Origin of the sequence: Acidovorax sp. WCS2018Noco2-16 (genome assembly GCF_031843945.1) — a bacterium.
In the GTDB taxonomy this organism is placed as follows: Bacteria; Pseudomonadota; Gammaproteobacteria; order Burkholderiales; family Burkholderiaceae_C; genus Paracidovorax.
Genome location: NZ_JAVTJJ010000017.1, coordinates 1 through 24,173, shown reverse-complemented (window position 1 = coordinate 24,173; position 24,173 = coordinate 1). Strand labels below are relative to the sequence as shown.

Sequence of the window (24,173 nt, the reverse complement as noted above, 5' to 3'; positions counted from 1 at the left end):
GCATAACCCGGCCCGCAATATGCTTGCACGCTGAATCATGAAGCAAACCGATCTGGGACTGAGCCTGACGACCAAGCGCACGCGCAAGGGAGAGTTCCTTGCGCAGATGGAACGTGTGGTGCCCTGGACAGCGCTGGTCGATCTCATCACCCCGTACTATCCCGCAGGCAAGTCCGGCCGACCACCCTTTGCCTTGGAGACGATGCTGCGTGTGCACTTCATGCAGCAGTGGTTCAGCCTGTCGGGCCCGGCCATGGAAGAGGCCTTCTTCGACACGACGCTGTACCGCGAGTTCGCACAGCTCGACGCTCATGGCCGCCTGCCCGACGAGAGCACGATTCTGCGATTCTGCCACCGGCTGGAGAAACACAAGCTGGCCGAGCAGATCCTGGCCACGGTCAACGCGCTGCTCAGCGAACGCGGCTTGCCGCTCAAGGCCGGCAGCGCCGTGGACGCCACGCTGATCCCTGCGTCCAGTTCCACCAATAACCAAGACAAGGCGCGCGACCCGGAGATGCACTCCAGCAAGAAGGGCAACCAGTGGCACTTTGGCATGAAGGCCCATATCGGGGTGGACGCGGACTCAGGCCTCGTGCACACCGTGCGCGGCACATCTGGTCATGTGGGCGACGTCACCGAGGGCAACAGCCTGCTGCACGGGCAGGAAGTCGACGCCTTCGGCGACGCTGGCTACCAGGGGATCGGCAAGCGTGCAGATGCCAAGGGCGGCGTCACCTGGCCCATCGCCATGAGACCGGGCAAACGCCGGGCGTTACTGAACCAGGTGAGCACGTCCGCTGTACTGACCAATGTGTTGGAAAAGCTCAAGGCGGGCATCCGGGCCAAGGTGGAGCATCCGTTTCGGGTGGTCAAACGGCAGTTCGGCTACGCCAAGGTGCGCTACCGGGGATTGAAGAAGAACACGGCTCAATTGGTCACGCTGTTTGCGCCGTCCAACTTGTGGATGGTGCGGGCCAAGTTGCTGGCGATGCAGGGATGAGTGCGCTTGCAAATAGGCCAACGGCCTGGAAAAAGGCCCTAATGCCGCCAGGAGGCGATAGATGGCCCATGAAGTCGATGATTCTGCCGCTGTGATTGACCATGCGAAAAATCTTCGGCCAGTACCACGATTGAACTTGCGTTATTCAGACCATCCTTAAACGTCGGTACGCTTGTCTAATCCGAATCGGTCTCGAATGACTGCTGCCAGCTTTCGTGCAGATGTCTAGCTGGCAGTTGTCGAACTTCCGCAACCAGCCTGAAGCTGCCAGTCTGAGGGATCTGTGCTCACTGCGTGGGCTACTAATTCACAGTTGGAATAGCCGCTTTGTCCGGCACTGCGTCTCCCCACTTTCCCATCGCTTCCAGAACCACGCGCAAGCCCTCGCCGAGGGGCGTCAGTGCGTAAACGACCCGTGGCGGGGTCTCGGCATATGCGGTACGCGTGACCAACCCATGGCGCTCGAAGCCCTTCAGCCGGTGCGTCAATGTGTGGGCGCTGATGCCGGGCAACGCATCCTTGAGCTGCGTAAACCGGTGGGGCCCGTGCAGCATCTCGCGCACGATCAGTGTGGCCCACGGGCCGTCAAGAAGCATCAGGAACCGGGCGACTCCGCAACAGGGGGGCTTTTTTTGCTCCATGGCTGAATTTGCTCCATTAGTGCATTTGACGTAACTAGTGCTAATAATAGACTATTGGTGTTCTATCCACTACACCCTAGAGGGAAACTTCCATGACTTTCGTGATTCACGGCGCGACTGGCGCCCAAGGTGGCCCCGTCTTGGCACGTCTGATTCAGTCGGGCAAGCGCGCTGTTGCCGCTGTTCGCAACACCTCAGCCGTCAAGGGCATGCCTGCCGTGGCGGTTGACAATGCCTCGGTGGATTCCCTGGTAGCGGCTTACCAAGGGTCGGAGGGTATCTTTATCCATCTGCCGGTGGTGGCTGAAGCGGATCGCCTGCAGTACGCCCGCAACATCGCGCAGGCCATTGCCCGCGCAAAGCCGCAGCGCGTGGTGATCTCCACCAGCGGATGGGTGGTGGACGAGCCGAGTTCACCGCTGCAGAACCCGCCAGAAAGTGCTATCTCGACCTTAGTGCGCGAAGTCCAGCAAACAGGGGTTTCATTGGCGGTGGTGGCTCCGCGCCTGTTCTTTGAAAATCTGCTCAATCCACTCGTATTCGGGCCGGTGAAGGCCGAGGGCGTTCTGCAGTATCCCTTGCGGGCAGATTTTCCGGTGTCGTGGGTTTCCCATATGGATGTTGCCGAGGTTGTCGCGCGCCTGCTGGTAGATGCGTCCGTGACCGGTGTGGTCGGCGTCGGGCAGTCGCCCGCAATCACTGGGATGGATCTTGCGGAAGGCCTCACGCGTTACTTGGGACGCCCGGTAGCGTTCCGCAGCCAGGAGCCAGCAGCATTCGGGGAGATGATCGCCCCCTTTATCGGTGCCGATGGCGCTGCTGGTGTCGCAGCCGGCTACCAGTTGCAAGCGCAAGCCTCCGCGAACGCAATTGCCCAGGAAACAAGTGCACAACGGCTGCTTGGACTGACACCCCGCACGTTGGAGCAATGGCTGGCTGAAGTAGCGGCCTGACCAAGCGTCATTGGCTTGCCGTGACTGGTTTGAGCGGGAACGTCTACCCGCTCAAACCGGGCAGTTCAACCCGGCACAGGTCATCCTGTAGTGCTTGCGAGGTCGCTATGGATGGGGCATTTTCGTTGCGTCGGTCTTTGCGAAAGGCACGCCGATAGGCTGACGGCGACGTGTGCACCTGCTGTGCAAAGTGCTGTCACAATGCCAGCGATGTGCCAAAGCCGACTTCTGCCGCAAGCCGCTCGATCGGCATGTCGGTGGTTTCCAGCAATTGCTGCGCCTTGCCGATGCGCTCCGCCGCCAGCCACTTGTTCACGGTGGTGCCCGTGGCCTCACGAAAGCGCCGGGTAAAGGTGCGCCGGCTCATGCGCGCCACGTCGGCCAGGGAGTCCAGCGACAACGACTCCGAGAGATGCGCGCGTGCCCACTCCAGCACGCCGGGCAAACGGTGCTCGCTGGGCAGGGCGGGTACGGGCTGTTCGATGTATTGGGCTTGCCCGCCCTGGCGGTGTGGCGGCGTCACCAGCATGCGCGCCACGCGATTGGCCACATCGGCGCCGTGGCGCAGCCGCACGATATCCAGGCAGCAGTCGATGGCCGCCACCGTGCCCGCCGACGTGATGACCTGGCCATCATCGACATACAGCACATCGGGGAGGAAGTCTGTCTGGGGAAAGCGCTGGGCGAAGAGTTCACGGCACGCCCAGTGGGTGGTGGCCTGCCGCCCATCCAACAAGCCAGCGTCCCCCAGCACAAAAGCATCCAGGCAAAGGCCCACCACATAAGCGCCGCGCGCATGGGCCTGACGCAGTGCGTCGGTCAGCGCCACTGGGGCCGCGATTTCAGGGTGCTTCCAGGCTGGGACGACCACGATGTCGGCGTCCACCATGGCCTCCAGCCCGCTGGGCGCCTCCACCTCCACACCCTGGTCGCACTGCACGCGGCCGGGGGTGGGTGCGCAGTACTGCACCTCATAAGGGGGGAGGCCACTGGGTGCCGGCTCAACGCCAAAAACGATGCCAGGCACCGAGAGATGGAACAGGCTGACACCATTAAAGGCCAGCACGGCAACACGGACGGGCGGCATGAAGGCTCCAGTTAGACGAGGTTGTATGGTGGCAACTAGAGAATGGCTGCATTATGGCCCAATAACATCGAAGATATTAATTCAGGCCAATGGTGGCTTTGTCGGTGTTTCTCGAAAATTCAATCTCTTTGCCACCGAGCCCAATCCGGTGCGCATCTATTCAACCGAATGAACCCGGGAATCCCACGAAAGTCTTGAACCTGTTGCGCGGCACCGCTGCGTTGAGTTGCCTGTTTGCCCTCGCGGCATGCGGCACCCCCGAATCCCGCGCGACCGGACCGACTGCTGCGCCGACGGCACAAACCGTCAAGTTCCAGCAGATCCGCAACGCCACCATCAAGATTGACTACGCAGGCACCACGTTCCTGATTGACCCGATGCTGGCGAAGAAGGGCACTTATCCCGGCTTTCCGGGCACTTACGACAGCCAGCTGAGGAATCCGCTGGTGGAGTTGCCCATACCGCTGGCCGACGTGATGAAGGCCGATGCCATCATCGTCACCCACACCCACCTGGACCACTGGGACGACGCGGCCAAACAAAGCCTGCCGAAAAACCTACCGCTCTTTGCACAAAACGAAGCCGACGCGCAGAGCATCCGCAAGGATGGCTTCACGAACGTTCGCGTGCTGGGCAAGGACACCGTGTTCAACGGCACCCGCCTGAGCATCACCGCCGGCCAACACGGCTCGGACCAGGCCATGGCTGTCGCCGGAGAACTCCTCGGCAAAGTCATGGGCGTCGTCTTTCAGCGCCAGGGCTACAAGACCGTTTACGTGGCAGGAGACACCGTCTGGAATGCCCAGGTGGAAGATGCCATCAAGCAGTACCAGCCTGATGTGATCGTCCTGAACACGGGTTATGCACGCATCCAGGGTGTGGGCGGCTCCATCATCATGGGCAAAGACGACCTGTACCGCGCCTACTTGGCAGCGCCCCACGTCAAAGTCATCGGCAGCCACATGGACTCTGTCAACCACGGCATGCAGAACCGCAAGGACCTGAATGACTTCATCAAGGAAAAAGCCATGGACTCGAAACGCGTTCTGGTTCCCGCCGATGGTGAGTCCTACGCCTTCTGAAGGCCGGCCCGCCTGGCAGCAGGCGGGTCATTGATTGCCCAACCACTGAAAGAAAGAGCTTCCATGAACAAGCGCGCCCTCATCGTTGTTGATCTTCAAAACGAATACCTCGCCACGGGCAAACTGCCGCTGGTCGGCATCGACACAGCCCTGGCCAACGCCGCCCGCGTCGTTGCGGCGGCACGTGCCAAAGGCGAATTGGTCATCCATGTCCGGCATGAGATGGCGCAGGCGGATGCACCGGTCTTCGTGCCCGGCAGCGCCGGTGTACAGATCATCTCTATCGTTGCTGCGGCCGACGACGAGTCCGTTGTCCTCAAGAACTACCCCAACTCGTTCCGCGACACCAACCTCAAGCAGCTGCTGGACGCACAAGGCGTCAAGGAGCTGGTGGTCATCGGTGCGATGAGCCACATGTGCATCGAGGCAACCAGCCGTGCCGCTGCCGACTTCGGCTACCCCGTCACCGTGGTGCACGATGCCTGCGCAACCATGGATCTGGAGTTTGAAGGCACAACGGTGCCTGCAGCCCAGGTGCATGCTGCAGCCATGGCTGCACTGGCTTTTGGCTATGCCGCGATCACGACCACCGACGCGTATGCAGCGGGCTGAACTATTTTCGATTCACTAATAGAACACCGATAGCACACGCAACTCCGCCGAACAGCATGGATACCAAGAGATCCTCCCCCAGCAGGCCGGCGGAGAGCAAAACCCCGAACACAGGCACCAGGTTGGTGAAAACCGCCGTTCGAGAGGGTCCCACTGCGCGAATCCCCTGTTGGTACCATATGAAAGCCACAACGGTGCCTAAGGCTCCAAGGTAAAAAATCGCGGACCATACTTGCCATCCCAGGGATGACCATGGGACAGATCCGAATTCGCCCACAGCACCCAGCGAAATGAAGGCGAGTCCCCATAAAGTAGCGTACGTAGTGCACGCAATGGGGGAGGTCGACTCTGTCGCCTTTCTGGAAATCAGCGTGTACGCAGCCCAGTTCAAGACGGCCAGCGACATCAGCATTTCTCCAGGTCCAATCGACCCGCTAATGTCACGTATGGCCCCGGCAAGGTCTCCACGGGTGATCACAATCAACGCGCCGATCAAGGCAATCCCGATCCCCGCCCAGCGCTGCAGCCCAAGGCGCTCCCTAAAGACAAGGCTGGCCAGCAACGCGGTGACGACAGGTGTCAGGCTGACAAACAAGGCAGTGCGGCCAGCGGGGATATGTGCCAATGCACCGAAGAAGCACAGGTTGTAGAAAAAGATCCCGGTCAACCCCATGCCTGCGGTGGACAACAGCTGTGAGCGGTTCAAACGAGGCAGCCCGCCTTCGAGCCGGTATGCAACCAGCACCAAGAGGATGGCCGCCACAAGAAATCTGCCGAATGCGGCCGTCATTGGCGGCAACGCCTGGGCCACAACCCGGCCGGCGATAAAGGTGCCGCCCCAGAACAAGGCAACCATGACCAGCTTAAGGCTCAATGCCGGGCTGAGCACGGTGCTGGATGCAGAGGGCTGGCTGGAAGCAAGTGGTGCAGGTGCCAGCGGTAGAAAAGTCGTCGGTGTCGTCATGTTTGTAACCACGATGGTGGTTTTTCTCATGGATTCGTTGTGAATATGAATATGATATTACTCATTTTGTGTCATAGTAAAATGAGTTAATGCTCATGTTGAGCCGGACCTGCATGTGACATTCACACAGCTTGAGATCTTTGCAGTCGTCGCAGAACTCGGTAGCTTTACGGCGGCCGGGCACAGGCTGGCGATCACCCAGTCGGCGGTGTCGCACGCATTGAAACAATTGGAAACCGAGTGGGGCGTGACGCTACTTTCGCGTGGACCGACCGGCATTGAGGTCACAGCGGTTGGCAAGAGCCTGCTGGTGCGCGTGCGCGAACTCTTGGGTGTATCCGAGGCGATCCGGCAGGAGGTCGCAGCGGTACGGGGGCTGCACAGCGGGGTGCTGCGCATCGGCTCATTCGGCACGACCTCGTCACTGCAACTGCTGCCGCGCATTCTGGCGAAGTTCGAGCAAAGCTACCCAGGCATTGATGTCTTCGTGGACGAAGGCGAGGACGATGACGTGAGCCAATGGCTCATCGAACGCCGGGTGGATGTCGGATTTGTGGTGCTGCCAGATGAGCGCTTCGATACGGTTCTTTTGGTGGACGACCAGTTTGTCGCGCTGATTCCCGCCGCGAATCCGCTTGCGGCCAAGAAGGCTGTGTCGCTGTCTGAAGTGAGCGCGATGCCTTTCATCCTGACCTTGGCGGGCAGTGCCAGCGCGATACAGCGCCTCTTTGCACAAGAGGGCTTGCACCCCGCCGTGAAACAGCGTTACGCACAAATCATCACCATCATCAAGATGGTGGAAAACGGGTCCGGTTTTTCCATCGTGGCCGATTTGGCCGTGCCCGACGAAATCATGGCGTTATGCCCGGGAGTGACCAAAAAGCCGTTGACGCCCAGAGTGAAGCGATCGGTCGGCTTGGCAGTTCTGAAAAGAGCGCACGTCAGCCCTGCGGTCGAGGCTTTCTTGAATGTCGCAAAGAGCGTTGCGGCTTCGTTGCGTTAAGGGAACGCTGAACAAGCCACCGATTTCAGCGAACCACGCGCATTGATTGCATGACGCGCGATTGTTCGTGGTGGGCCATTCTCGCCCTCAAGCGCCAGTGCACCCACTCCAGGCGCACTCATGCCACATGACGCTTGCGCGCCCGGTAGATATTGGCCAGACCCAAGGCCACGAACGAGCGCGTGGCGTTCTTGGCCAGCCGGCGGTAGCGCACCTTGTTAAAACCCCACAGCCCCTTGACCACTGGAAAGAAATGCTCCATGCGGGCTCTCACCTTGGACTTGTTGCGGTTCCTTGAGCGCTGCAGTGCGTATATCTCACCCGCATGCGCACACGCTGGTTAGTGAAGTCACGAGCGTGCGCAGCCGTTGATGCGAGCAAGGCCTTCTAACTGAGGTAGGCGCTGTCTCCGTATACACGCCGCTCGTTGCTATGCAGCAGATCCGTTCGTGGATGCTTGTCGTGGATGTTGTCCACCGGCCGCTTGGCTTTCAACGGACCATTGGAGACGGCTTAGAACCGGTACACGGTGGAGAGCTGCACGTTGCGCCCCTGCGCGGGCGTCACCCACCGCGCCACATGGAGGTGGCTGGAGACGTAGTAAGCCTTGTCGGTGATGTTGCGCACGGCCAGTTGCACTTCCACCGATTGGCCGCCACCCAGCGGCTTCTTCCAGGTCTGGGTGAGGTCGAACCGCGCATAGCCCGGCAAGGTGACCGTATTGGCGCGGTCGGCGTAGCGCGCACTCTGTACGTAGACACCAGCGCCGGTCACCCACTTGGCATCCGAGGCAATGTCCCATTGGTATTCGCCCCACAGGCTCAGGGCATGTGGCGCGACGTTGGGCGCGGTCTTGCCGGCCAGCAGGGAGTTAGACAGCACTCGCGCGCGCGTGTACGCGTAGGCGGCCCGCACCGTCATGCGTTGACTGACCTCGCCCGTCAGGGATGCTTCCAGGCCTCTTGACCGCCCGGTGCCATCGACCGTGAAGTCGAAGTTGTTGAGCGGTGTGCTCTGGTCGGCGGAGATCATGTTGCTCTGGTCCAGCTGGAACAAGGCCAGGTCAGACGTCAACCGGCCGCCCTGCCACAGCGATTTCCATCCGAACTCTAACTGCCGAGCTCGGCGCGACGGCAACGACTGGATGCTGGACGACGACACCTGGTTGGGCGCCATGCCCTTGGCCCAGTTGGCGTAGAGGCTATCGCTGCCCGACAGCCTGCGCAGAACGCCCAGCTTCGGTGAGAGCACCGATTCCTCGACCTCCCGCGTGCCTGCCGCGCCGTAGAGAAACTGTTGCCTGGTGTAGCGTAGACCTGCCACGAAGGTCCAGTCCCCCAGATCAATTGTGTCTTGCATGGAGGCCGCGACGCTCCGAAGGTTCTGCGTCGTCAGCCCACCGGCCGCAAGGCTGGTCCAACCCGGGATGTTGACCTGGCCGAAAACCGGGTTGAACACGTTGATGGTCGGGCTTGCGGAGGTGGGAACCAGGAGCGATGGCTGGTCGAGCGTTTCGCGGTAATAGTCCAGGCCGAAGAACAACTGGTGCTTGGCCGCGCCCGTCGCTTGCCGGCTCGTCAAAGAGACTGCGGCCGAGTCGATCCGGCGGTCCGTGCCGGGCTCCACGGCAGCGCCGCGCGCAAAGGTTCCAGTCGGCGTAGCTGGCGTGACCGCGAGCGGGTTGCCGTTCAAGAAGCTCTTGACCGACGTGGAATCTGCCCACAAGTGCGTGAGATCCACGTTGAGTCTTGTATTGGCGGACAGGGCTACGTCGCCATGCAGGTCGATGATGCGGGTGTCTGTCGTCGAGTCCGTGCCCGGTTCACCGAACTGGCGGTCGCGCGGCACGTTCACGGGCCGGTCGCCCAGGGATGGGATGCCGTAGTCCGGCTGGTAGCGTTGGTTGATGACCTCGGCGCCTGCCCGCAGGTGGTAGCGGTTGCCGTCGCTCTTGGCAATGCCCAGCTTCAAGCCTTCAAGCTTGTCGGGCACATGCCGCCATTCACTGCTGTCCGATTTCGTCAGCACCAGTCGGGCCGCCAGCTCATGCTCTTGCGACAGAACGCGATTGATATCTGCCGACAACTCCAGAGCGCCCGAAGTGCCGATGCTGGCGCCGGCCGACCCGAAGTTGGCTAAGCGTGGCTGCTTGGTCACGAGGTTCACCGTGCCGCCAGGTTCGCTGCGCACGCCGAGCGCAGCGCCTGGGCCGCGCAGCACATCGATGGATTCGACGAAGGAGGACGCAAACGGGTAGTTGGACAGCCGCACGCCATCGCGCAGGATGCGGCTGGAGCCCGTGCCGCTGTCCATGATGGCGCCGCGCAGGGTGAAGAATTGGGCGTGCGAGCCGTTGAACCCTGAATCGGCCTGTACGCCGGGGATGTTGCGCAGGGCCTCCTGCAAGGTCGTTCCGCCCTGTGCGCGCAGCACATCAACCGGCAGGCTGGACGCCGAGAAAGGCGTGTCCATGGTCGAGGTGGCGGATCCCGTTGCGAGGTTGCCCGCACGCAGGATTTCCGGGACTGCGGACTCGCGCACCACTACCGGGGGCAAGGTGCTGCCAGGCTGGGCCTGGGCTTGTGCGAGCGCCATGTGGGAGGTGGCCACTGCGACGGACCAGGTCAGTGCCTTGATGGTTGCATTCATTTGAAGGTGTCCCGTAGGAAGAAATCCAGCGTCAGCATCACCAGCAGAGATGCCCCCACCAGAGGAAATAACGCACCACCGATGGCCAGCAGCGCAGCAATGCCGCCCAGCGCGCGGCGGTCAGAAGGCAGCGGCGGAACGCCCAGGCCACCTGAGGGGCGCCGCTTCCACCACATCACGCCTGCGCTGATGCACAGCAGCACGATGCCTGCGCAAGCGATCAGCAGAACGGCCTGGTTGGGCACCCCGAACTCCTGGCCCAGGTGGACGTTGATGCCCCACTCTAGCCACCTGGCCAATGGGCCGTAATCGCTGTAACGCATGTCCAGAAGGACCTTGCCGGTGTACTGGTCGATGTGGACCACGCGCTGCAGCGACAGGTCATGCGGGTAGGCAGATGCCGTGTACACGCCGGTCGCACCTCGGGGCGGGTTCACGGTGTATCCGGCCACCATGCCCAACTGCTGGAACCGGCCGACGGCGGCATCCAGGTCCAGCGCAGGGTGAACTACATCTGGGCCAGGAATGCGGTGCGGGTCGTCAGCGCGTGGGTGAGAGTCGTGCGCTGCGTGTTCCTCATGCCCGGGTGCGGCAGACAGGGGCGTCCTTGCATGTTCCAACGACCATGGCGTCACTGAACCGTCCTTGATCCGTATCTCCGACATGGGAACCTGCACCCGTACGCCGGCCGGGTAGCCGAAGTTGTGCCCATTGGCCCATTGATTGACCTTGGCACCCCAGAGCACCGACCACGGCATGCCCGTGATTGCGAGGAAGACCACTGCGACCCCCACGAATACGCCAGTCACCGCGTGCAGGTCGCGCCAGAAAACGCGCTGAGCAGGCTTGCCACGCACGGCCACCGCAGAGTGCTTGGCCGAGCGCGGCCACCAAAGATACAGGCCTGTCAGTACCAGCAGGATGGACCAGCCGGCTGCGATCTCGATGGCCCCCCGTGCGATGGGACCGAAATACTTCAGGCTGTGCAGCTTGCGGATGGTCCACGCCACGCTGCCCCCTTCGGGCAGCGTGCCCAGGACTTGGCGGCTGTAGGGATTGACGAACACCGAGAGTTGTTCACCGCCGGGCGTTGTGATGCCCACCTCCGCCGCCTCTCGAACCGACGCGGCCTGCGTGTATTTGCGCAGCGTACCGGGATGGGATGCGAGTGCTGTAGCCACCAGCGCGCTGGGGGGCGCAGGCTGAGCCGGTGTCGGGTCGACGTACTTCAACCCATGGTGGAAGTAGCCGTCGATCTCTGCCTTGAAGACGAACAGCCCCCCGGTCACTGCCAGCCAGACCAGAAAAGGCAGCACCAGCAGTCCGGCGTAGAAATGCCAGCGCCACACTGCGCGGTACCAACTGCTGGCGGCAGCGCTTCGCGATACCGGGGCGCCCGGAGTGGCTGCAGCGGCCATCAGAATTTCACGCTCAGGCTGGCGTAGAACGCCCGGCCATCGCCCGGGGAGTATCCCGACGAGCCGCTGTCGTACCAGGCGTAGACGTACTTGCGGTTGGTGATGTTCTTCACCTGCAGGTTGACATCCATCGATGGCGAAACGCGATAGGTGGCGCCCAGGTTCAGCAGCGCATATTTGCCGATGCGCCCCAGGGCATTCGTGCGCTCCAGGTAGTAGTCGCCCTGCGCATTCATCCAGCCGGAGAGCTTGAGCTGTTCGCTGGCCTGGTAATCCACGCCGGCCGACACAAGGTAATGCGGCACGTTTTCGATCTCCTTGCCCTGGGTGGCGGGCGCACTGGGGTCAGGGACGGTGATGCGGGTGACCTGGTGGGAGTAGGCAATCCAGGCCGTGGTGCCGGCGGCCGGGCGCGTATTGAGCTGGATGTCGTAGCCCTTGCGCAGCGTTTTGCCCACGTTGCCCAGTCCACCGGCATCGGGCAGGCCGTCAACGCCCAACACGCGGGCGACTTCGCCCGAGGCGCGTTGCTCCCAATACGCCACGCGCCCGTCGATCCAGGGGGCGGGGCTGAACTTGACGCCTGCTTCCCAGCCGTCATTGATCGAGGGCTTGAGGTTGCGCGCCTGGGTGCGATAGGCGTCGATTCCAGAGCCGATCTGGAAGGTGCGCCCCCAGTTGCCGTACACGCTGGCCTGCGAGTTCAACGCGTAGGCCACGCTGATCTTGGGCTGCTTGATGAGGCCATAGTCATGCGTCGCAGCCGTAGTGCCTGCAAGCCGGTCCGCGAAATCGCCGTCAACGTGGTCTACCCGAAACGCAGGGACGATCTTGAGCTGTGGGATTGGCCGGATGACGGCCTGCAGGTAGGCGCCCTGGGTGTTCAGGTCAAAGTCCCAATCGCGAAACTGGGACGTGCGTACACGCTCGGTGGTGCGGTAGCGTTGCCCGACGTTGTCCTGCCACTGTGCGTCGAGGCCGCCCTCCAGCGTGAATTCATGCGCCCAGTTGACCTTGGGCCGCCACGTCAGTGTCGTGAGGGCGCCGCGCTGCTGCTCGTCGTTGTAGCGCTCCTGTTGCACGCCCGCGGCAGAAAAGCGCACCCAGCGCTGGTTCTCGTACTGGTTGGCGTAGACCTTGCTCGACCAGGAAAGGGTGTCGCTGAGCTCGCCGTCCAGGTGCAAGCCCAGTTGCCCAGTCTCCCGTTCCCCCCGGTCAGCCGATGCATACGCGGGTGAGCTGCGCGGCGCGTTCATCGCCTGCTCATAGGTGAGGTAGCCCGACTCCAGGGCCTTGTTGCGGTAGTAGCGCGCGGTCAGCCCTGCGCGCCAGCGGCTGTCGTCGCTGGTGTAGAACCATTTGCCGGACAGTGCGAGTTTTCTGGCATCGGCATGCTCGCGGTAGCCGTCCGAATCGCGGTATGCAACCATGTAGTTCTGGCTCCAGTTCCCGCTCTCGATGGCCTTGGCGATCTGCACTTCCTTGGTGCCGAAGCTGCCGAGTGTCAGCGAGGCCCAGCCCCCGTTGCCGCCACTGCGCGTCAGTACATTGGCATTGCCCGCGATGTTGTTCAGGCCATGGCGCGGGTCATTGGTCCCACGGACGATCTCGACCGCCTCGATGTCCAGCGGGAAGACTGCATCCAGGAAGGGCATGCCTCCTGCGTTGTCATTGCTGGGGATTCCGTCGATCAACAGCTTGACTGCGTTGATCCGCCCTTCGCCATTGAAGCCGCGAAACGAAAACCGGCCTGCATCCGTGCCTTGCTTGAACTGGGTGACCTGCACGCCGGGAGCCCGCGAGAACAATTCCCAGCTGTAGTCGACACGCTGGTCCTGGACCATGCTTGCGCCCAGGATGTCCACGGAGCTGAAGACGCTGCGCGCGGGCATCGGGCCAACCGCGCTTGCTTTGATATCGACGGTACCCAGCGTCAGGGCTGAGTCCTGTTCAGCGTTGGCGGTCTGGGCATGCACGTGGCTGGCGCACGCCAGGGCGATCAGTGAATAGGAGAAAAGCAGAGAGCGTGACATGGAGCGATCAGATGCCATTCAAGGGCATTTGGGTAGAAAAAACGCCTGTCAGGCGAAGGACCATTGGTTGTGCCAGCACCATTGAGGTGCCTGGGACGTGCTGGCCATGGACTGAAACACCTTGGGTTGGCAGGCAAAAAGGATCGGGCGACGAAGCGCCCTTATGCAAAGCGTGGCGTGGTCAGTGCTTGTGATCGCCGTGGGCTGCAGGCTTGGCTGTGGCATTGAGAGCGCGCACGGGGGCCTTGATCTCCATGGATTCGCGTTTGCCGTCTTTGCCTTCGAACACGAGGGTGATAGGGACGGTGTCGCCTTTCTTGACCTGCTGCTTGAGATCCAACAGCATCACGTGGTAGCCGCCGGGCTTGAGGTCTACCGCCTTGCCTGCGGGCAACTCGACGGCCGGGATCTGGCGCATGCGCATGACGTTGTCCTGCATGGCCATCTCGTGGACCTCCACCACGGGGGTGAGTGGCGAACTGGCGGAGACCAATTTGCTGTCCTTGGCGGCATTAAGCTGCATGAAAGCGCCCGTGGCATGCTGTTGGGGCACGGTGGCTCGGACCCAGGCGTCCTTGACGGTGACCTGGGCTTGCGCCGTGATCGCCAGGGTGAACAAGGAGGCTGCGGTGAGGAGGGATCGGATGATGGAAGTCATAGAGTTCGTTCTTGTGAAATGGACAGAAGAGTGGATGGATGATGAAATTGCTTAAGTCGAGTGCAGGAGCTGGCGCAGGTCTTCCGCGCACTCCTTGGCACTCTGTTCGTGGCGCAGCACCAGGCGCGGCTTTCCCTCAGGATCGAAGACGTAGCTAAGTGCCGAGTGGTCCATGGTGTAGGAGGCCCCCGTGGGCACTTTCTTGTAGTAAACCTTGAACTCACTGGCGGCAGCAGCTGTCTGCTCCAGGTCGCCATACAGGCCGATGAAGCTGGGGTCGAAGACCTGCGTGTAGGCCCCGAGCACCGCCGGGTTGTCCCGTTCAGGGTCGATGGTGATGAAGAGCACCTGTAGCCGCTGGCCTTCCTTACCCAGCAACTGACGTATCTCGACCGCGCGGGTTAGCGCTGTTGGGCAGACATCTGGACACTGCGTGAACCCGAAGAACAGCATTACGGCCTTTCCCTGAAAGTCGGCCAGCGTGCGCACCCTGCCTTCAGCGTCCTTGAGCTGGAAGCCGCGGGCGTATTGCGCCCCGGTAATATCCGTGCCCTTGTAGGCCACAGGTGCTTTCTTGCAGCCTGCAAGGGCTGCAGCCAGAACGGGCGTCAAGGCGAGTGTGAGCACTGTCCGACGCTGATTCAGGGGGCTGCCGCCGGCAGCCTTCGGGCGGGTGTTGCAAGGCAGGGGTGGCATGAAGTCTTTATTTCCTGGAGTGGATGGTGCGGGGCCGGCATCTGGTCGTAGCCCGCGAGTCAAGGACTTGTGTCGTTCAGGCAGGGCGCGGCAATGGCCGTGTGCACGCCTGTCTTTCGCGGGGCGAGAGAAGGCGGCGACTGGCAATCGATGTATTCAGGGACTACGACCCTGGGGGCGAGCCGGTGCAAGCACTAATCACCGGGGCACGAAACGACCCAGGCCAGCGCCCGCGTACGGGCAACCGGCGGCTCAGGTGTCAGAGAAGGGCAGGGGGTCCGCGTGCAGGCAGAGGTGCGCCAACGAGTGCAGCGATATTGGCTGCAACGACAGGCTTGAGGGCATGCGCCAGAGGTTCACTGTAGGCCGCGTGGATGGACTCCTGGGGCGGCGGTGCCCCAGCGCCCAGGCACATTGCGCAGTCCAGGGTTTGGTGACCCATTTCCACCGCATTGCCATCCTCGCCGACGACTACCAGCTTGACGGTGCTGCCGGTAGCGCAGACCAGTTGCATAGCCTGCGGGTGAACGATGGGTGATGCAATGGCCGTGCCCACGGTCAACATGAACCACGCCAGGACAAGACGGGCCAGCAGTGACGATGTGCGCAGTGCTTGCATGAAATGATTATCGCATCCACCAAACGATGGCATGTGCAAAAGTCTATGGCCCGGGGCCGGAAGGTGGTAGGTGAGTGACGCAGATCAAAGCTGCGCTTTACCCCAAACCACATCTTTGTATGTAGTGTCGAGGCGACCTTGGGCGGACCGAGTGAGGATCCGCCTCCAGGGCAGCAGGACGGATGATGCCCACACACAAGCGAGAATGCACGTTATATGGAGGCCTGCATGTACTAGTCTCCACTTAAAGAATATGTGCATATGGGGAATACGAAACTTTGAACTGCTGCGTGGTTGAGAGTCCGTTTGTGGACTACCTTATGCCGAGACGCGCAATTGCACTTAACAACATACGCTGCTGTATAACTGTTGCCAGCCGGGGTTGGCCTGCACATGTTGAATCGCAGAGTACGCAATGCGACACGCTTGCAACGTGAACCTGCATCCCTGGCGTGCGACACGCAGTTCAACAACCGATGCGCAAATGCCAGCATTCGCTGGATTTAAACGCCGCGTGTTCAGGGCTCGCCGACGATAAGAACGGCGACCTGCTCCTGCAGACGAGGGCGAGTCAGTGGCGGCGTGCCGACCTCTAAAAAGAACGTCAACTTCCGCAGACCGCGGGGGGCCTCTCTGCGAAGCCGCAGAAACTGCGGCTAAAGAATAGAACGTTTCCTGCTAGTGGTGCGGAAACGTTGTCAAACGGGGTGGGCGCCTCACCAGTAACCCGGCAGAAAAAAGATCAAATTTGCGTCCTACTTTGAAGCCAACGCTCCCTAATCTCACAAGGGCAGGCTCGTTGATCGCTTGATCTCCTTGAGCGAAAATCCGGTATACATCTCCTTAATGTTGCCGAACCTGCGAAGGATTTTGTTCAGTGCCAGCTCATGGAAGGCCTCCATGTCGGCCGCGACCACCTGCAGCAAGTAGTCATACTTACCAGAGACATTGTGACAGGCTATCACGCTCGGCAACGTCATTACATCGCTCTCAAAACGATTCATCGCCTTTTCAGAATGATCGTCAAGCAGGATGCTGACGAACGCGAACAGCCCAAGCCCCAGTGCCCTGGGCTCCAACGAGGCGTGATAGCCCCTGATCACGTTCTCCTCCAGGCGCTTAAGTCGCTTCCAGCACGCCGGAGGTGACAGCGCAACGCGCGACGCTATCTCTGTATTGGCTAGTCGACCGTCGGCTTGGAGAAGCTGCAGGATAGTGCGATCTGTTTTGTCCAACTTAACCATTTCAACTCCGACATGGCTTGGTCCAAGCAGAAAAAGCTCGATAAAGAGCCCGCCTCCGGAACGAGGGCTCACCAGCCCCTTTCAACTAACTCGCAGTGGGAACTATCTATCCACTTGGCGCTTGGAGCTAATTTAATTAGCCATTCTCGCGCAATTGGAGAAGTATAGGAAATCAAATTTCCCGTGAGCGCCTGCAAAATCTTCGCTTGAGCGCTGAGCGATAGGTGCTCAACTGATGGCGCCCTCATTAAGCTGAAATCGTGCAAACGGGAGGAATTACGGCCACGAACACTGATGCAAGAAGAAGTCGGTGCGGCCTACAAGCCAACTGCCAGATCTGTTTAAGGAGAAGAAGTTTCTTATGACGTTTGATTTTGATCAGCCGATCTCGCGGCGCGGCACTAACGCTCTCGCGCAGGATGGTTTCGAAAGTTACTTGTTCGGAACTGAACCCTTGGAGCCGCCCTTGCAAGTAACTGAGACAGAACTGGTGTCTATGTGGGTTGCTGACATGCAGTTCGCAGCACCCGAGGCTGCGATCGGGGCCATGCGTGAGCGGCTAGAGCATCCCATCTTCGGATACACGATGAACTTCGATGATCAGTTGTATGACGTCTTCAGCACGTGGTCTGTCCGGCGGTACGGCTGGCGTTTCGATCAAGAGGAGATGCAGATTTCCCTAGGAGTTATCCCAGCACTTTTCGGCCTCGTCGAATACGTGTGCGCTCCAGGTGACAAGGTGCTCAGTCTTGCGCCGTCGTACGGCTACTTTAAGCATGCTGTTGTCCAACGGGATAGGGTGTTCGAAACCTCGCCTTTGTTCAAGAATGTCGATGGGGATTACGAGATTGACTACGAAGATTTCGAGCGCAAGGTTCGCGACCCGGCCGTAAAGCTGTTTTTTCTTTGTCATCCTCATAACCCGACCGGTCGCGTCTGGAGAGAGGATGAGTTGCGCCGCATGGCCGTACTGTGCTTGTCGAATGGCGTCAAGATTGTGTCTGACGAAATACACTGCGACCTGACCCGCACCGGGGTCACGCATGTGCCTCTGGCCAAGCTATTCCCGAGCAGTAAGGACATCATCACCTGCATGGCGGTGAGCAAGACGTTCAATCTGGCAGGGATGATGGTCGCCACGGTAATTATCCCCGATCCAGAGCTTCGCGCTGAATGGAAGCGAAGGCACTATCCGTTCGTCAACCCGCTAAGCCTTGCTGCGGCTGTCGGTGCTTATAGAGGTGGCGAAGCCTGGCTCGACGCACTCAGGAAGTATCTTGATGAAAACTTTGCATTCATGCATCGATATCTTTCGCTTTGGCTGCCCAAGGCAAGGTTCCAGATTCCGCAGGCCACGTATCTGGCGTGGGTGGACTTAAGTGCCTATTTCGATGACTCCGTCAATCTAACCAGGTTCTTTATCGAAAAGGCTGGCCTTATCCTCGAAGGAGGAGAAATGTTCGTGGCAAACGGTGCGCAGCACGTTCGGCTGAACCTTGCATGCCCGCGAATGCAAGTTGAAGTAGCTTTGAAAAAGTTGACCTCGGCTGTAATCGCAAGTCGATGAGCTAGCCCCCTGAATGACCGGACACGGTCCATCGCTTATCTTTGAGGATAGGAGTAGGACTGTGAATATGACTAGGCGTACGGAACCCGTAGAGATCGTGATGACCGACCAGCGCCGGCGGCGGTGGTCGGTGCAGGAGAAAGCTGCGCTGGTTCGGCGCACGTATGAACCGGGCATGTCGGTGTCGCTGGTAGCGCGCCAGGAGGGCGTAGCGGCAAGCCTGCTGTTCCAGTGGCGCAGGCTCGAGAGAGAAGGCGCGCTGGTGGCGGTGTCTGCTGGTGAATCGGTGGTGCCGGCGTCGGAGCTGGCCGCGGCACGCGCAGAGATTGCCAAGCTGCAACGCATCCTCGGCAAGAAGACCCTGGAGATTCTCAAGGAGGCTGTGGAGTTCGCCGCCGAAAAAAAGTGGATTGCGCGCTCGCCGTTGTTGCCAAAGGACGAGCCATGAAGGCCGTGTGCGAGGCGCTGGGTGTGGCGCGCTCTCACGTACACGCACGAGTTCATCGCCCTAAGGACTGGCGCGACGGCCGGATGAATCGCACACCTGCGCTCAACGAAGAGCTGCTCGTCGAGATCCGGCAGCACATTGCCGATCTGCCGAGCTACGGCTATCGACGGGCCTGTGCATTGGTCAATCGCCAGCGCTGCGCCGAAGGCCGCTCGGTGGTGAATCCGAAGCGCGCGTACCGCGTGATGGCCGAGGCCAAGCTGCTGCTGCCGAAGGCTCCGCGCCGACCGCAGTCCAGCCGCAAGCACGAGGGCAAGGTGGCGGTAAGCGCCAGCGACACACGCTGGTGCTCAGATGGGTTCGAGATCAAGTGCGATTCCGGAGAGACCGTGACGGCGACCTTCGCCAAGGACTGCTGCGACCGCGAGATCATGGCGTGGCGTGCGTGGCCTGGCAAAGGCCTGCCAGGCGAGCCCGTGCGCGAAATGCTCATCGAGGCCGTCGAGAAGCGCTTCGGCGCCGTGGAGTCCATTCCAGAGGGCCACCAACTGGAGTTCCTGACGGACAACGGCGGCGCGTACATCGCTGGGAACACCCGCGCGATTGCTCGCTCGCTGGGCCTCAAGCCTGTGACCACGCCCGTCTGCAGCCCGCAAAGCAACGGCATGGCCGAGAGCTTCGTCAACACCTTCAAGCGCGACTACGTCAGTCACATGGACCTGGCCGACGCCAAGATAGTGATGGCGCAACTGCCCGCGGCCTTCGAGCACTTCAACAATGTGCATCCGCACTCGAGCCTGAGAATGCGGTCGCCCAGAGAATTCAGGCAACATCAACAGCGCGTCGCCCATACCGGGAGCGCGTCAACCAGCGTATAGACCGTGTCCGGTTATGCGGGGGCAAGATCATCGAACCTCTGCGGCTATGGTGCGCCAATGACAGTCGATCTTCGCTGGCAACCGAAACCTCGTCGTGGCGATTCAAGCCACGGCGGTGGTGTAGTTCATGCCTATGCGAACGGTGAAGGCCTGGCAGGCTGTTGAATTCAGCGATTTAGACAAAAATGCCACCGTCCGATCGACGTCTGCAGCTGACAGCTTGGTTGGATGGCACTTAAAGCTACCTAGCAGAGGGCGAGCGCTCGCCAAGGCTGTCAGTTGCATCTAGCGGTTCGTCGCTGCCCCATCGCACTGAACATCCGCGCCATCCGCACGATGTTGCTGGCCGTCATAGTCAGTTTGAACTGCGGGTCCACGCGCTCAATGCCACGGTAGACCGTCCGTCTGGCAGATGCGTTCCACCTCTTACCCCAGCCAAAGTGCTCCTCGATGCGCTTGCGAATGGTTTGACTGAGTTCGTACCGGGATAGCGTGTCGCTCTGCCGTCAATGGCGCTACCATCCCAGCGCGTGGTGTGGCTGCGACATGAGGCATGATGCACCCTTGGCGGCACGCCTGTACGAAGTCTCGGGTGTCAAAGGCCTTGTCTACGGCAACTGTTCGCGAACGCCTTCCTGGCAAGCTGTTCAGCATCGACAACGCAGCAGCACGCTCCCAAGGCCACGCCGCCAGCATTGGCACTGCAGTTTACGGACTGGGTATGAGCGGCCACCGCCTGCTCTCAGACGACTGGGAAGCGCTTAGCTACAGCCGCTGCCGTCAATGTTGCAAGAACTGGCAGTTGCGGCCACTCCAGCATGCGTCTGCTGTGAGAGGTTCCGGTCGAGAGCGCTCTTGACGGCTTTGAAATCGGCGAAGCCGTTTGCAACGGCGGTGTATCCAGACCCGTCTTGGAGTAGCAAGGCAGGAAAGCCGCGGACCCCCAGTTGCTTGGCCAATGCGAGCTCGCCCTTGACTGCGCTGTCGCTTTTCTGTTTTTCGAAGGCGAGTTCGAATGCGTCGGGATCCACATCGAACATCAAGGCCAGGTGCCGATAGGTCGATATCGACGTCAGGTCCATGCCATCACGGTAATAGGCATGCTGAAACTCGGTGAATATCTGCAGGTCGCTCGCATCCGTCAGTGATTTCATGGCCTGCATGGCGCACGCGGGCACCAGAGAATTCACGACCCGAGAGGAGCGTGAGAGGGCGCGCAATTGGTCCAGGTAGGCCTCGCCGAACACTTGGCCTGACATGCTTGAGATGCGCGCGTGCAGGGCCACCGGATCTGCGAACGAAGAGAACAGTGTCTGCAATGGCAAGTCGCGGGGGATCATTCCGCCGTTGACGACCTGAATGTCCAGACGGTCACCAAATTCTTGCGAGACCATTGCCATGGTCTTGCTGAAGCCGTAGCACCAGCAGCAGTAGGCATCCGTGACGTAGAGCAGTTTTGATTTCATGACGTAGTCGTATCTCGCCTCGCAAGTGAGGCTTGTATTGCCGGAGCGAGGAGTGCCATCGGTGCATCGACATTCCCCGCCTCTGTCTAAAAGCGCTCAGGCCGCTTCCACCACCAGCGTCGGAATCATCTTGATGGGGCTGGCGAAGTTGGAGAAGTTTGGCGACGTGCGCATGACCAGCTCGTGGAGCTCTTGCACCTTTTCTTTGGGCGCATTGGTACGCAGTGTCACGGTGTAGCGAACCTGTTCGTACCCAGGCTTCACGTTTGCATCCAGGCCGAGGAAGCCGCGCAGGTCGAGTTCGCCTTCGGTCGTGATTTGAAGTTTCTCGATGGCAATGCCCATGGCCGCAGCGTTGGCGACATAACCCACCGACATGCATGCGTTGAGCGCCGCCATCAGGACTTCTTGTGGATTGGGGGCCGAGTTCTTGCCCAACAGTTCGCCCGGCTCGTCGGCAGCGATCTCGAAATGACGTTGATGTTTCTGACCACCAAGGACGTATTCAGAGGTGGTGGCGACCGTGCGGGTCTGACCTTCCCAGTTGGTGTTTACGCTGAATTGCGCGATGCCCTTTTTCGGGTCGTCCTTGACGGCGCTGACAAATGATTTCAGGCCAACGACGTCGATACCGTTCAGATTTGCACTCATGATTTAGATCTATAAATTCAAGCAGGTTGGAGAACTTGTGCCGAGTGGCACCTAGTCACATTTGCAACATGCGTGCCAAGGAAAATTACCATTAAAATCAATGGCTTATGCGGTTTCCCTGGTGATGTGTGCAAAAATCCGTACGGCCTGCTGTACATCAGCGGTCCGGTGTCTGTTATTTCGTCCAAGCGCTTATGAAGATTGAGATTTCGAGCAATGCGCAACCGGGTCTTCGACCTGAGTTGCTTGCGGTTTTCAGGCGGCTGAGCTTGAGCGTGCGGGGTATCGAAGTGGCGGATGACAAAACCTACCTCGACATTCCCGCCCTGCGCACACAGGGCCTGTCGGACCTGGTGGGCGAGTTGACGGATGTTGCTGGCGTGAAAGGTGTCAGGGAGGTCGAGTTGCTGCCGCATGAATGTCAGCGCATGCAGTTCGCGGCCTTGGTAAACGCGATCTCCGAGCCGCTGATCGCGGTGAACATGTCTGCACACGTCATCCTGGCAAACGCTGCAGCCATCGAGGTATTCGACCTTGATGAAGCCAGTCTGCTCGTCCCGTCAGCCCGCAAGTCGCTCAACGACCTGGAGGTGGGAAGCTGCCTCATGGACAGACTGAACACGTGCTCTGGGGGCGAGGTTTCAGTCAAAGGAAGACCGTTCCTGGTGGATGTCCTTCCTCTTGTTGAGCAGCAAGAAGATCCTCATGAGAATGCGCACGGAGCCATTTTCATATTTCGGTCGGTGTCTGCACTGGGCCAGAGCCTTTACGCCATCGAAAAACGCGAGCCGTTGTCCAGCACTGGGCTGATTGGAGCGTCCAGCGCCATGCACAACGTGGCTCGACTTATTGAGCGGTTCGCACAGGTGCAGGCCTCGGTGCTCATCACCGGCGAAACGGGAACCGGCAAGGAGCTGGTTGCGCGCGCTTGTCACAGGATGTCGCCTCGGGCTGGGCGTCCGTTTCTCGCGTTGAACTGCGCCGCGCTGCCTGAAAGCTTGGCGGAGAGCGAGCTCTTTGGCTACGCAGCTGGTGCATTCAGTGGCGCGCAGCGCACTGGCAAGCCAGGCCTTTTTGAACTGGCCGATGGTGGAACAGTCTTTCTCGATGAGATTGGCGAAATGTCCGCTTACATGCAGGCCAAGCTCTTGCGCTTCCTGCAGGACGGCTCGTTCATGCGCATTGGTGGTAGCTCCGAAACAAGAGTGAACGTTCGTATTCTTGCCGCAACCCATCGCGACTTGCGCGAGATGCTCAAGTCTGGGCAGTTTCGCGAAGATCTCTTCTATCGAATCAATGTGCTTACCATTGAGCTGCCACCTGTACGGGACCGACGAGAGGACATACCTGAACTGGTAAAGCACTTTATTGCGCGGGCGACCGCTCAAGTGGGTGGCCGCTGTATCGGCGTCTCCGCTGCAGCGATGGATTGCCTGTGCGAATACCGTTGGCCGGGTAACGCGCGTGAGATGGAGAACCTGCTGTTTCGCGCGATCACTCTCGCGGAGTCTGAGGTGCTGCAACTCTCTGATTTGCCCCAAGAGGTGCGCCATGCGGCCCCGGATGTCAAACAGACCCAGGCCTCCGCCGAGTACTCGCATTCACAAAGTCAGATGGCATCCACATCTGGCAAGTCGGTGAGCGATATCTACGCATCCCGGATGGAGGAGACCGAACGGGAACTGCTATCTGAGCTTTATGAAAAGTTCCCCAGCACGCGCAAGCTGGCCGCTCAGCTGGGCCTCTCGCACAGCTCCGTAGCGGGGAAACTGCGCAAGCTAGGTATCGCGAGTAGGTAGGGCGCGGTAGCCCCTTCAGTCCGATAGGCCCGCTTTGTTACCCGCGGTTCGCCCAATGCACGGAGTCCTTGCCTTGCAACACGTCCGCGACAGCCAGTGCCGACCGGCGCTGCAGGTACTCTATGGCCTCCTCGGAGTAGAACGCCAGGTGAGGCGCAATGAGCAGGTTGTCCAGGCCATGCCTCAGCTGGTCCTGAGGAGGCGGCTCCTGATCCAGCACGTCCAGACCGGCGCCGCCCCAGTGCTCGCGTTTGATCGCGTCAATCACAGCTACCGTGTCGATGAGGCCGCCGCGGGCGGTATTGACGAGAATGGCACCCTTCTTCATGCCCGCGATCGCTTCGGCATCAATCCATCTGCCGGCTGGCGCTCGTCAGCGGAGCATGAAGGTACAGAGCATCCGATCTGGCAAGGAGCTCGTCCAGGGGCACCTAGCCGACTCCATGAGCTTTGAACACATCCGCTTCGCAATATGGGTCGTGGGCGATGATGTTGAAGCCGAAGGTGGTGGCGCGTGCGCCGCCGAGCGTGCGATGCGGCCGAATCCCGATAGTCCGAGTGTCTGTCCGCGAAGACGGCTGAGGCGACCGGCCGTCTGTGCGTTTCACTCGCCAGTGCGCGTCGCAGTCGAAGCACGACAAATGCCGCGTTGCAGGGAAAGCATCAAAGCCAGTGGGTGGTCAGCGGCCTCGTCCAGGCAGTAGT

22 protein-coding genes and 1 pseudogene are annotated in these 24,173 nt (G+C 60.4%); 8 read left to right on the top strand and 15 right to left on the bottom strand.

Annotation, left to right across the window (positions count from 1 at the left end; translation table 11 throughout):
- Nucleotides 1-37: 37 nt before the first annotated feature.
- Complete coding sequence (locus RQI28_RS19385) at nt 38-1,000, top strand: IS5 family transposase (protein WP_311224273.1); 963 nt, start codon at nt 38-40, stop codon at nt 998-1,000.
- 302 nt (nt 1,001-1,302) lie between these two features.
- Here RQI28_RS19385 and RQI28_RS19380 read toward each other — a convergent pair whose 3' ends face one another.
- Entirely contained in the window at nt 1,303-1,641 is a 339-nt protein-coding gene (locus tag RQI28_RS19380; RefSeq protein WP_311224274.1) for a helix-turn-helix domain-containing protein, read from the bottom strand.
- A gap of 92 nt (nt 1,642-1,733) precedes the next feature.
- Here RQI28_RS19380 and RQI28_RS19375 point away from each other — a divergent pair, with 92 nt between their 5' ends.
- Nucleotides 1,734-2,594, top strand: coding sequence for an NmrA family NAD(P)-binding protein (locus RQI28_RS19375; RefSeq protein ID WP_311224275.1), 861 nt, complete (start codon nt 1,734-1,736; stop codon nt 2,592-2,594).
- A 196-nt stretch (nt 2,595-2,790) separates the two neighbouring features.
- Here the strand turns inward: RQI28_RS19375 and RQI28_RS19370 are convergent, their stop codons facing one another.
- The gene (locus RQI28_RS19370) at nt 2,791-3,681 is read right to left on the bottom strand and encodes a helix-turn-helix domain-containing protein (protein WP_311224276.1); all 891 of its coding nucleotides are present in this window, start codon (nt 3,679-3,681) and stop codon (nt 2,791-2,793) included.
- Between the two features lie 194 nt (nt 3,682-3,875).
- On the opposite strand from RQI28_RS19370, the gene RQI28_RS19365 reads away from it, so the two are divergent.
- Both RQI28_RS19365 and RQI28_RS19360 read left to right on the top strand, forming a co-directional pair.
- The gene (locus RQI28_RS19365) at nt 3,876-4,763 is read left to right on the top strand and encodes an MBL fold metallo-hydrolase (RefSeq protein ID WP_311224277.1); all 888 of its coding nucleotides are present in this window, start codon (nt 3,876-3,878) and stop codon (nt 4,761-4,763) included.
- 63 nt (nt 4,764-4,826) lie between these two features.
- Nucleotides 4,827-5,375 (top strand): cysteine hydrolase family protein, encoded by a 549-nt coding sequence (locus tag RQI28_RS19360; RefSeq protein ID WP_311224278.1) that lies wholly within the window; start codon nt 4,827-4,829, stop codon nt 5,373-5,375.
- A 1-nt stretch (nt 5,376) separates the two neighbouring features.
- Here the strand turns inward: RQI28_RS19360 and RQI28_RS19355 are convergent, their stop codons facing one another.
- The gene (locus RQI28_RS19355; RefSeq protein ID WP_404976948.1) at nt 5,377-6,369 is read right to left on the bottom strand and encodes a DMT family transporter; all 993 of its coding nucleotides are present in this window, start codon (nt 6,367-6,369) and stop codon (nt 5,377-5,379) included.
- 85 nt (nt 6,370-6,454) lie between these two features.
- Here RQI28_RS19355 and RQI28_RS19350 point away from each other — a divergent pair, with 85 nt between their 5' ends.
- A complete protein-coding gene (locus tag RQI28_RS19350) occupies nt 6,455-7,342 on the top strand; it encodes a LysR family transcriptional regulator (RefSeq protein ID WP_311224279.1) in 888 nt (295 codons plus the stop codon).
- A 118-nt stretch (nt 7,343-7,460) separates the two neighbouring features.
- On the opposite strand, the pseudogene RQI28_RS19345 reads toward RQI28_RS19350, so the two are convergent.
- From RQI28_RS19345 to RQI28_RS19310, 8 genes and pseudogenes are all read right to left on the bottom strand, one after another.
- A pseudogene (locus tag RQI28_RS19345) lies at nt 7,461-7,813 on the bottom strand (transposase); the annotation flags it as partial.
- Nucleotides 7,814-7,855: 42 nt separating this feature from the next.
- The gene (locus tag RQI28_RS19340) at nt 7,856-9,991 is read right to left on the bottom strand and encodes a TonB-dependent siderophore receptor (protein WP_311224280.1); all 2,136 of its coding nucleotides are present in this window, start codon (nt 9,989-9,991) and stop codon (nt 7,856-7,858) included.
- Complete coding sequence (locus tag RQI28_RS19335) at nt 9,988-11,409, bottom strand: PepSY domain-containing protein (RefSeq protein WP_311224281.1); 1,422 nt, start codon at nt 11,407-11,409, stop codon at nt 9,988-9,990. Before RQI28_RS19335 ends, RQI28_RS19340 begins: the two co-directional genes overlap by 4 nt.
- Nucleotides 11,409-13,442 (bottom strand): TonB-dependent receptor, encoded by a 2,034-nt coding sequence (locus RQI28_RS19330; protein ID WP_311224282.1) that lies wholly within the window; start codon nt 13,440-13,442, stop codon nt 11,409-11,411. Before RQI28_RS19330 ends, RQI28_RS19335 begins: the two co-directional genes overlap by 1 nt.
- A gap of 181 nt (nt 13,443-13,623) precedes the next feature.
- On the bottom strand, nt 13,624-14,100 hold the full coding sequence (locus tag RQI28_RS19325; protein WP_311224283.1) for a copper chaperone PCu(A)C: 477 nt from the start codon (nt 14,098-14,100) through the stop codon (nt 13,624-13,626).
- A gap of 51 nt (nt 14,101-14,151) precedes the next feature.
- Nucleotides 14,152-14,796 (bottom strand): SCO family protein, encoded by a 645-nt coding sequence (locus RQI28_RS19320; protein WP_404976947.1) that lies wholly within the window; start codon nt 14,794-14,796, stop codon nt 14,152-14,154.
- A gap of 259 nt (nt 14,797-15,055) precedes the next feature.
- Nucleotides 15,056-15,415, bottom strand: a complete 360-nt coding sequence (locus RQI28_RS19315) for a hypothetical protein (RefSeq protein ID WP_311224285.1) — start codon at nt 15,413-15,415, stop codon at nt 15,056-15,058.
- Nucleotides 15,416-16,197: 782 nt separating this feature from the next.
- Nucleotides 16,198-16,731, bottom strand: a complete 534-nt coding sequence (locus RQI28_RS19310) for an Lrp/AsnC family transcriptional regulator (RefSeq protein ID WP_311230461.1) — start codon at nt 16,729-16,731, stop codon at nt 16,198-16,200.
- A 289-nt stretch (nt 16,732-17,020) separates the two neighbouring features.
- On the opposite strand from RQI28_RS19310, the gene RQI28_RS19305 reads away from it, so the two are divergent.
- Nucleotides 17,021-18,226 carry a PatB family C-S lyase gene (locus RQI28_RS19305; protein ID WP_311224287.1) on the top strand — a complete coding sequence of 402 codons (1,206 nt, stop codon included), beginning with the start codon at nt 17,021-17,023 and terminating at the stop codon, nt 18,224-18,226.
- 67 nt (nt 18,227-18,293) lie between these two features.
- A protein-coding gene (locus tag RQI28_RS19300) for an IS3 family transposase (RefSeq protein WP_311224292.1) occupies nt 18,294-19,552 on the top strand; the annotation gives its coding sequence in 2 pieces (ribosomal slippage) (nt 18,294-18,618 and nt 18,618-19,552; 1,260 coding nt in all).
- A 275-nt stretch (nt 19,553-19,827) separates the two neighbouring features.
- On the opposite strand, the gene RQI28_RS19295 is transcribed toward RQI28_RS19300, so the two are convergent.
- The 3 genes from RQI28_RS19295 to RQI28_RS19285 all read right to left on the bottom strand — a co-directional run bounded on the left by RQI28_RS19295 (nt 19,828) and on the right by RQI28_RS19285 (nt 21,669).
- Nucleotides 19,828-20,004, bottom strand: a complete 177-nt coding sequence (locus RQI28_RS19295; RefSeq protein ID WP_311230462.1) for a hypothetical protein — start codon at nt 20,002-20,004, stop codon at nt 19,828-19,830.
- Nucleotides 20,005-20,313: 309 nt separating this feature from the next.
- Entirely contained in the window at nt 20,314-21,018 is a 705-nt protein-coding gene (locus tag RQI28_RS19290; protein WP_311224288.1) for a DsbA family protein, read from the bottom strand.
- A 96-nt stretch (nt 21,019-21,114) separates the two neighbouring features.
- Nucleotides 21,115-21,669 (bottom strand): OsmC family protein, encoded by a 555-nt coding sequence (locus RQI28_RS19285; protein ID WP_311224289.1) that lies wholly within the window; start codon nt 21,667-21,669, stop codon nt 21,115-21,117.
- Nucleotides 21,670-21,863: 194 nt separating this feature from the next.
- Here RQI28_RS19285 and RQI28_RS19280 point away from each other — a divergent pair, with 194 nt between their 5' ends.
- Entirely contained in the window at nt 21,864-23,468 is a 1,605-nt protein-coding gene (locus RQI28_RS19280; RefSeq protein ID WP_311224290.1) for a sigma 54-interacting transcriptional regulator, read from the top strand.
- 37 nt (nt 23,469-23,505) lie between these two features.
- Here the strand turns inward: RQI28_RS19280 and RQI28_RS19275 are convergent, their stop codons facing one another.
- Entirely contained in the window at nt 23,506-23,820 is a 315-nt protein-coding gene (locus tag RQI28_RS19275) for an NAD(P)-dependent oxidoreductase (RefSeq protein WP_311224294.1), read from the bottom strand.
- Between the last annotated feature and the right edge of the window lie 353 nt (nt 23,821-24,173).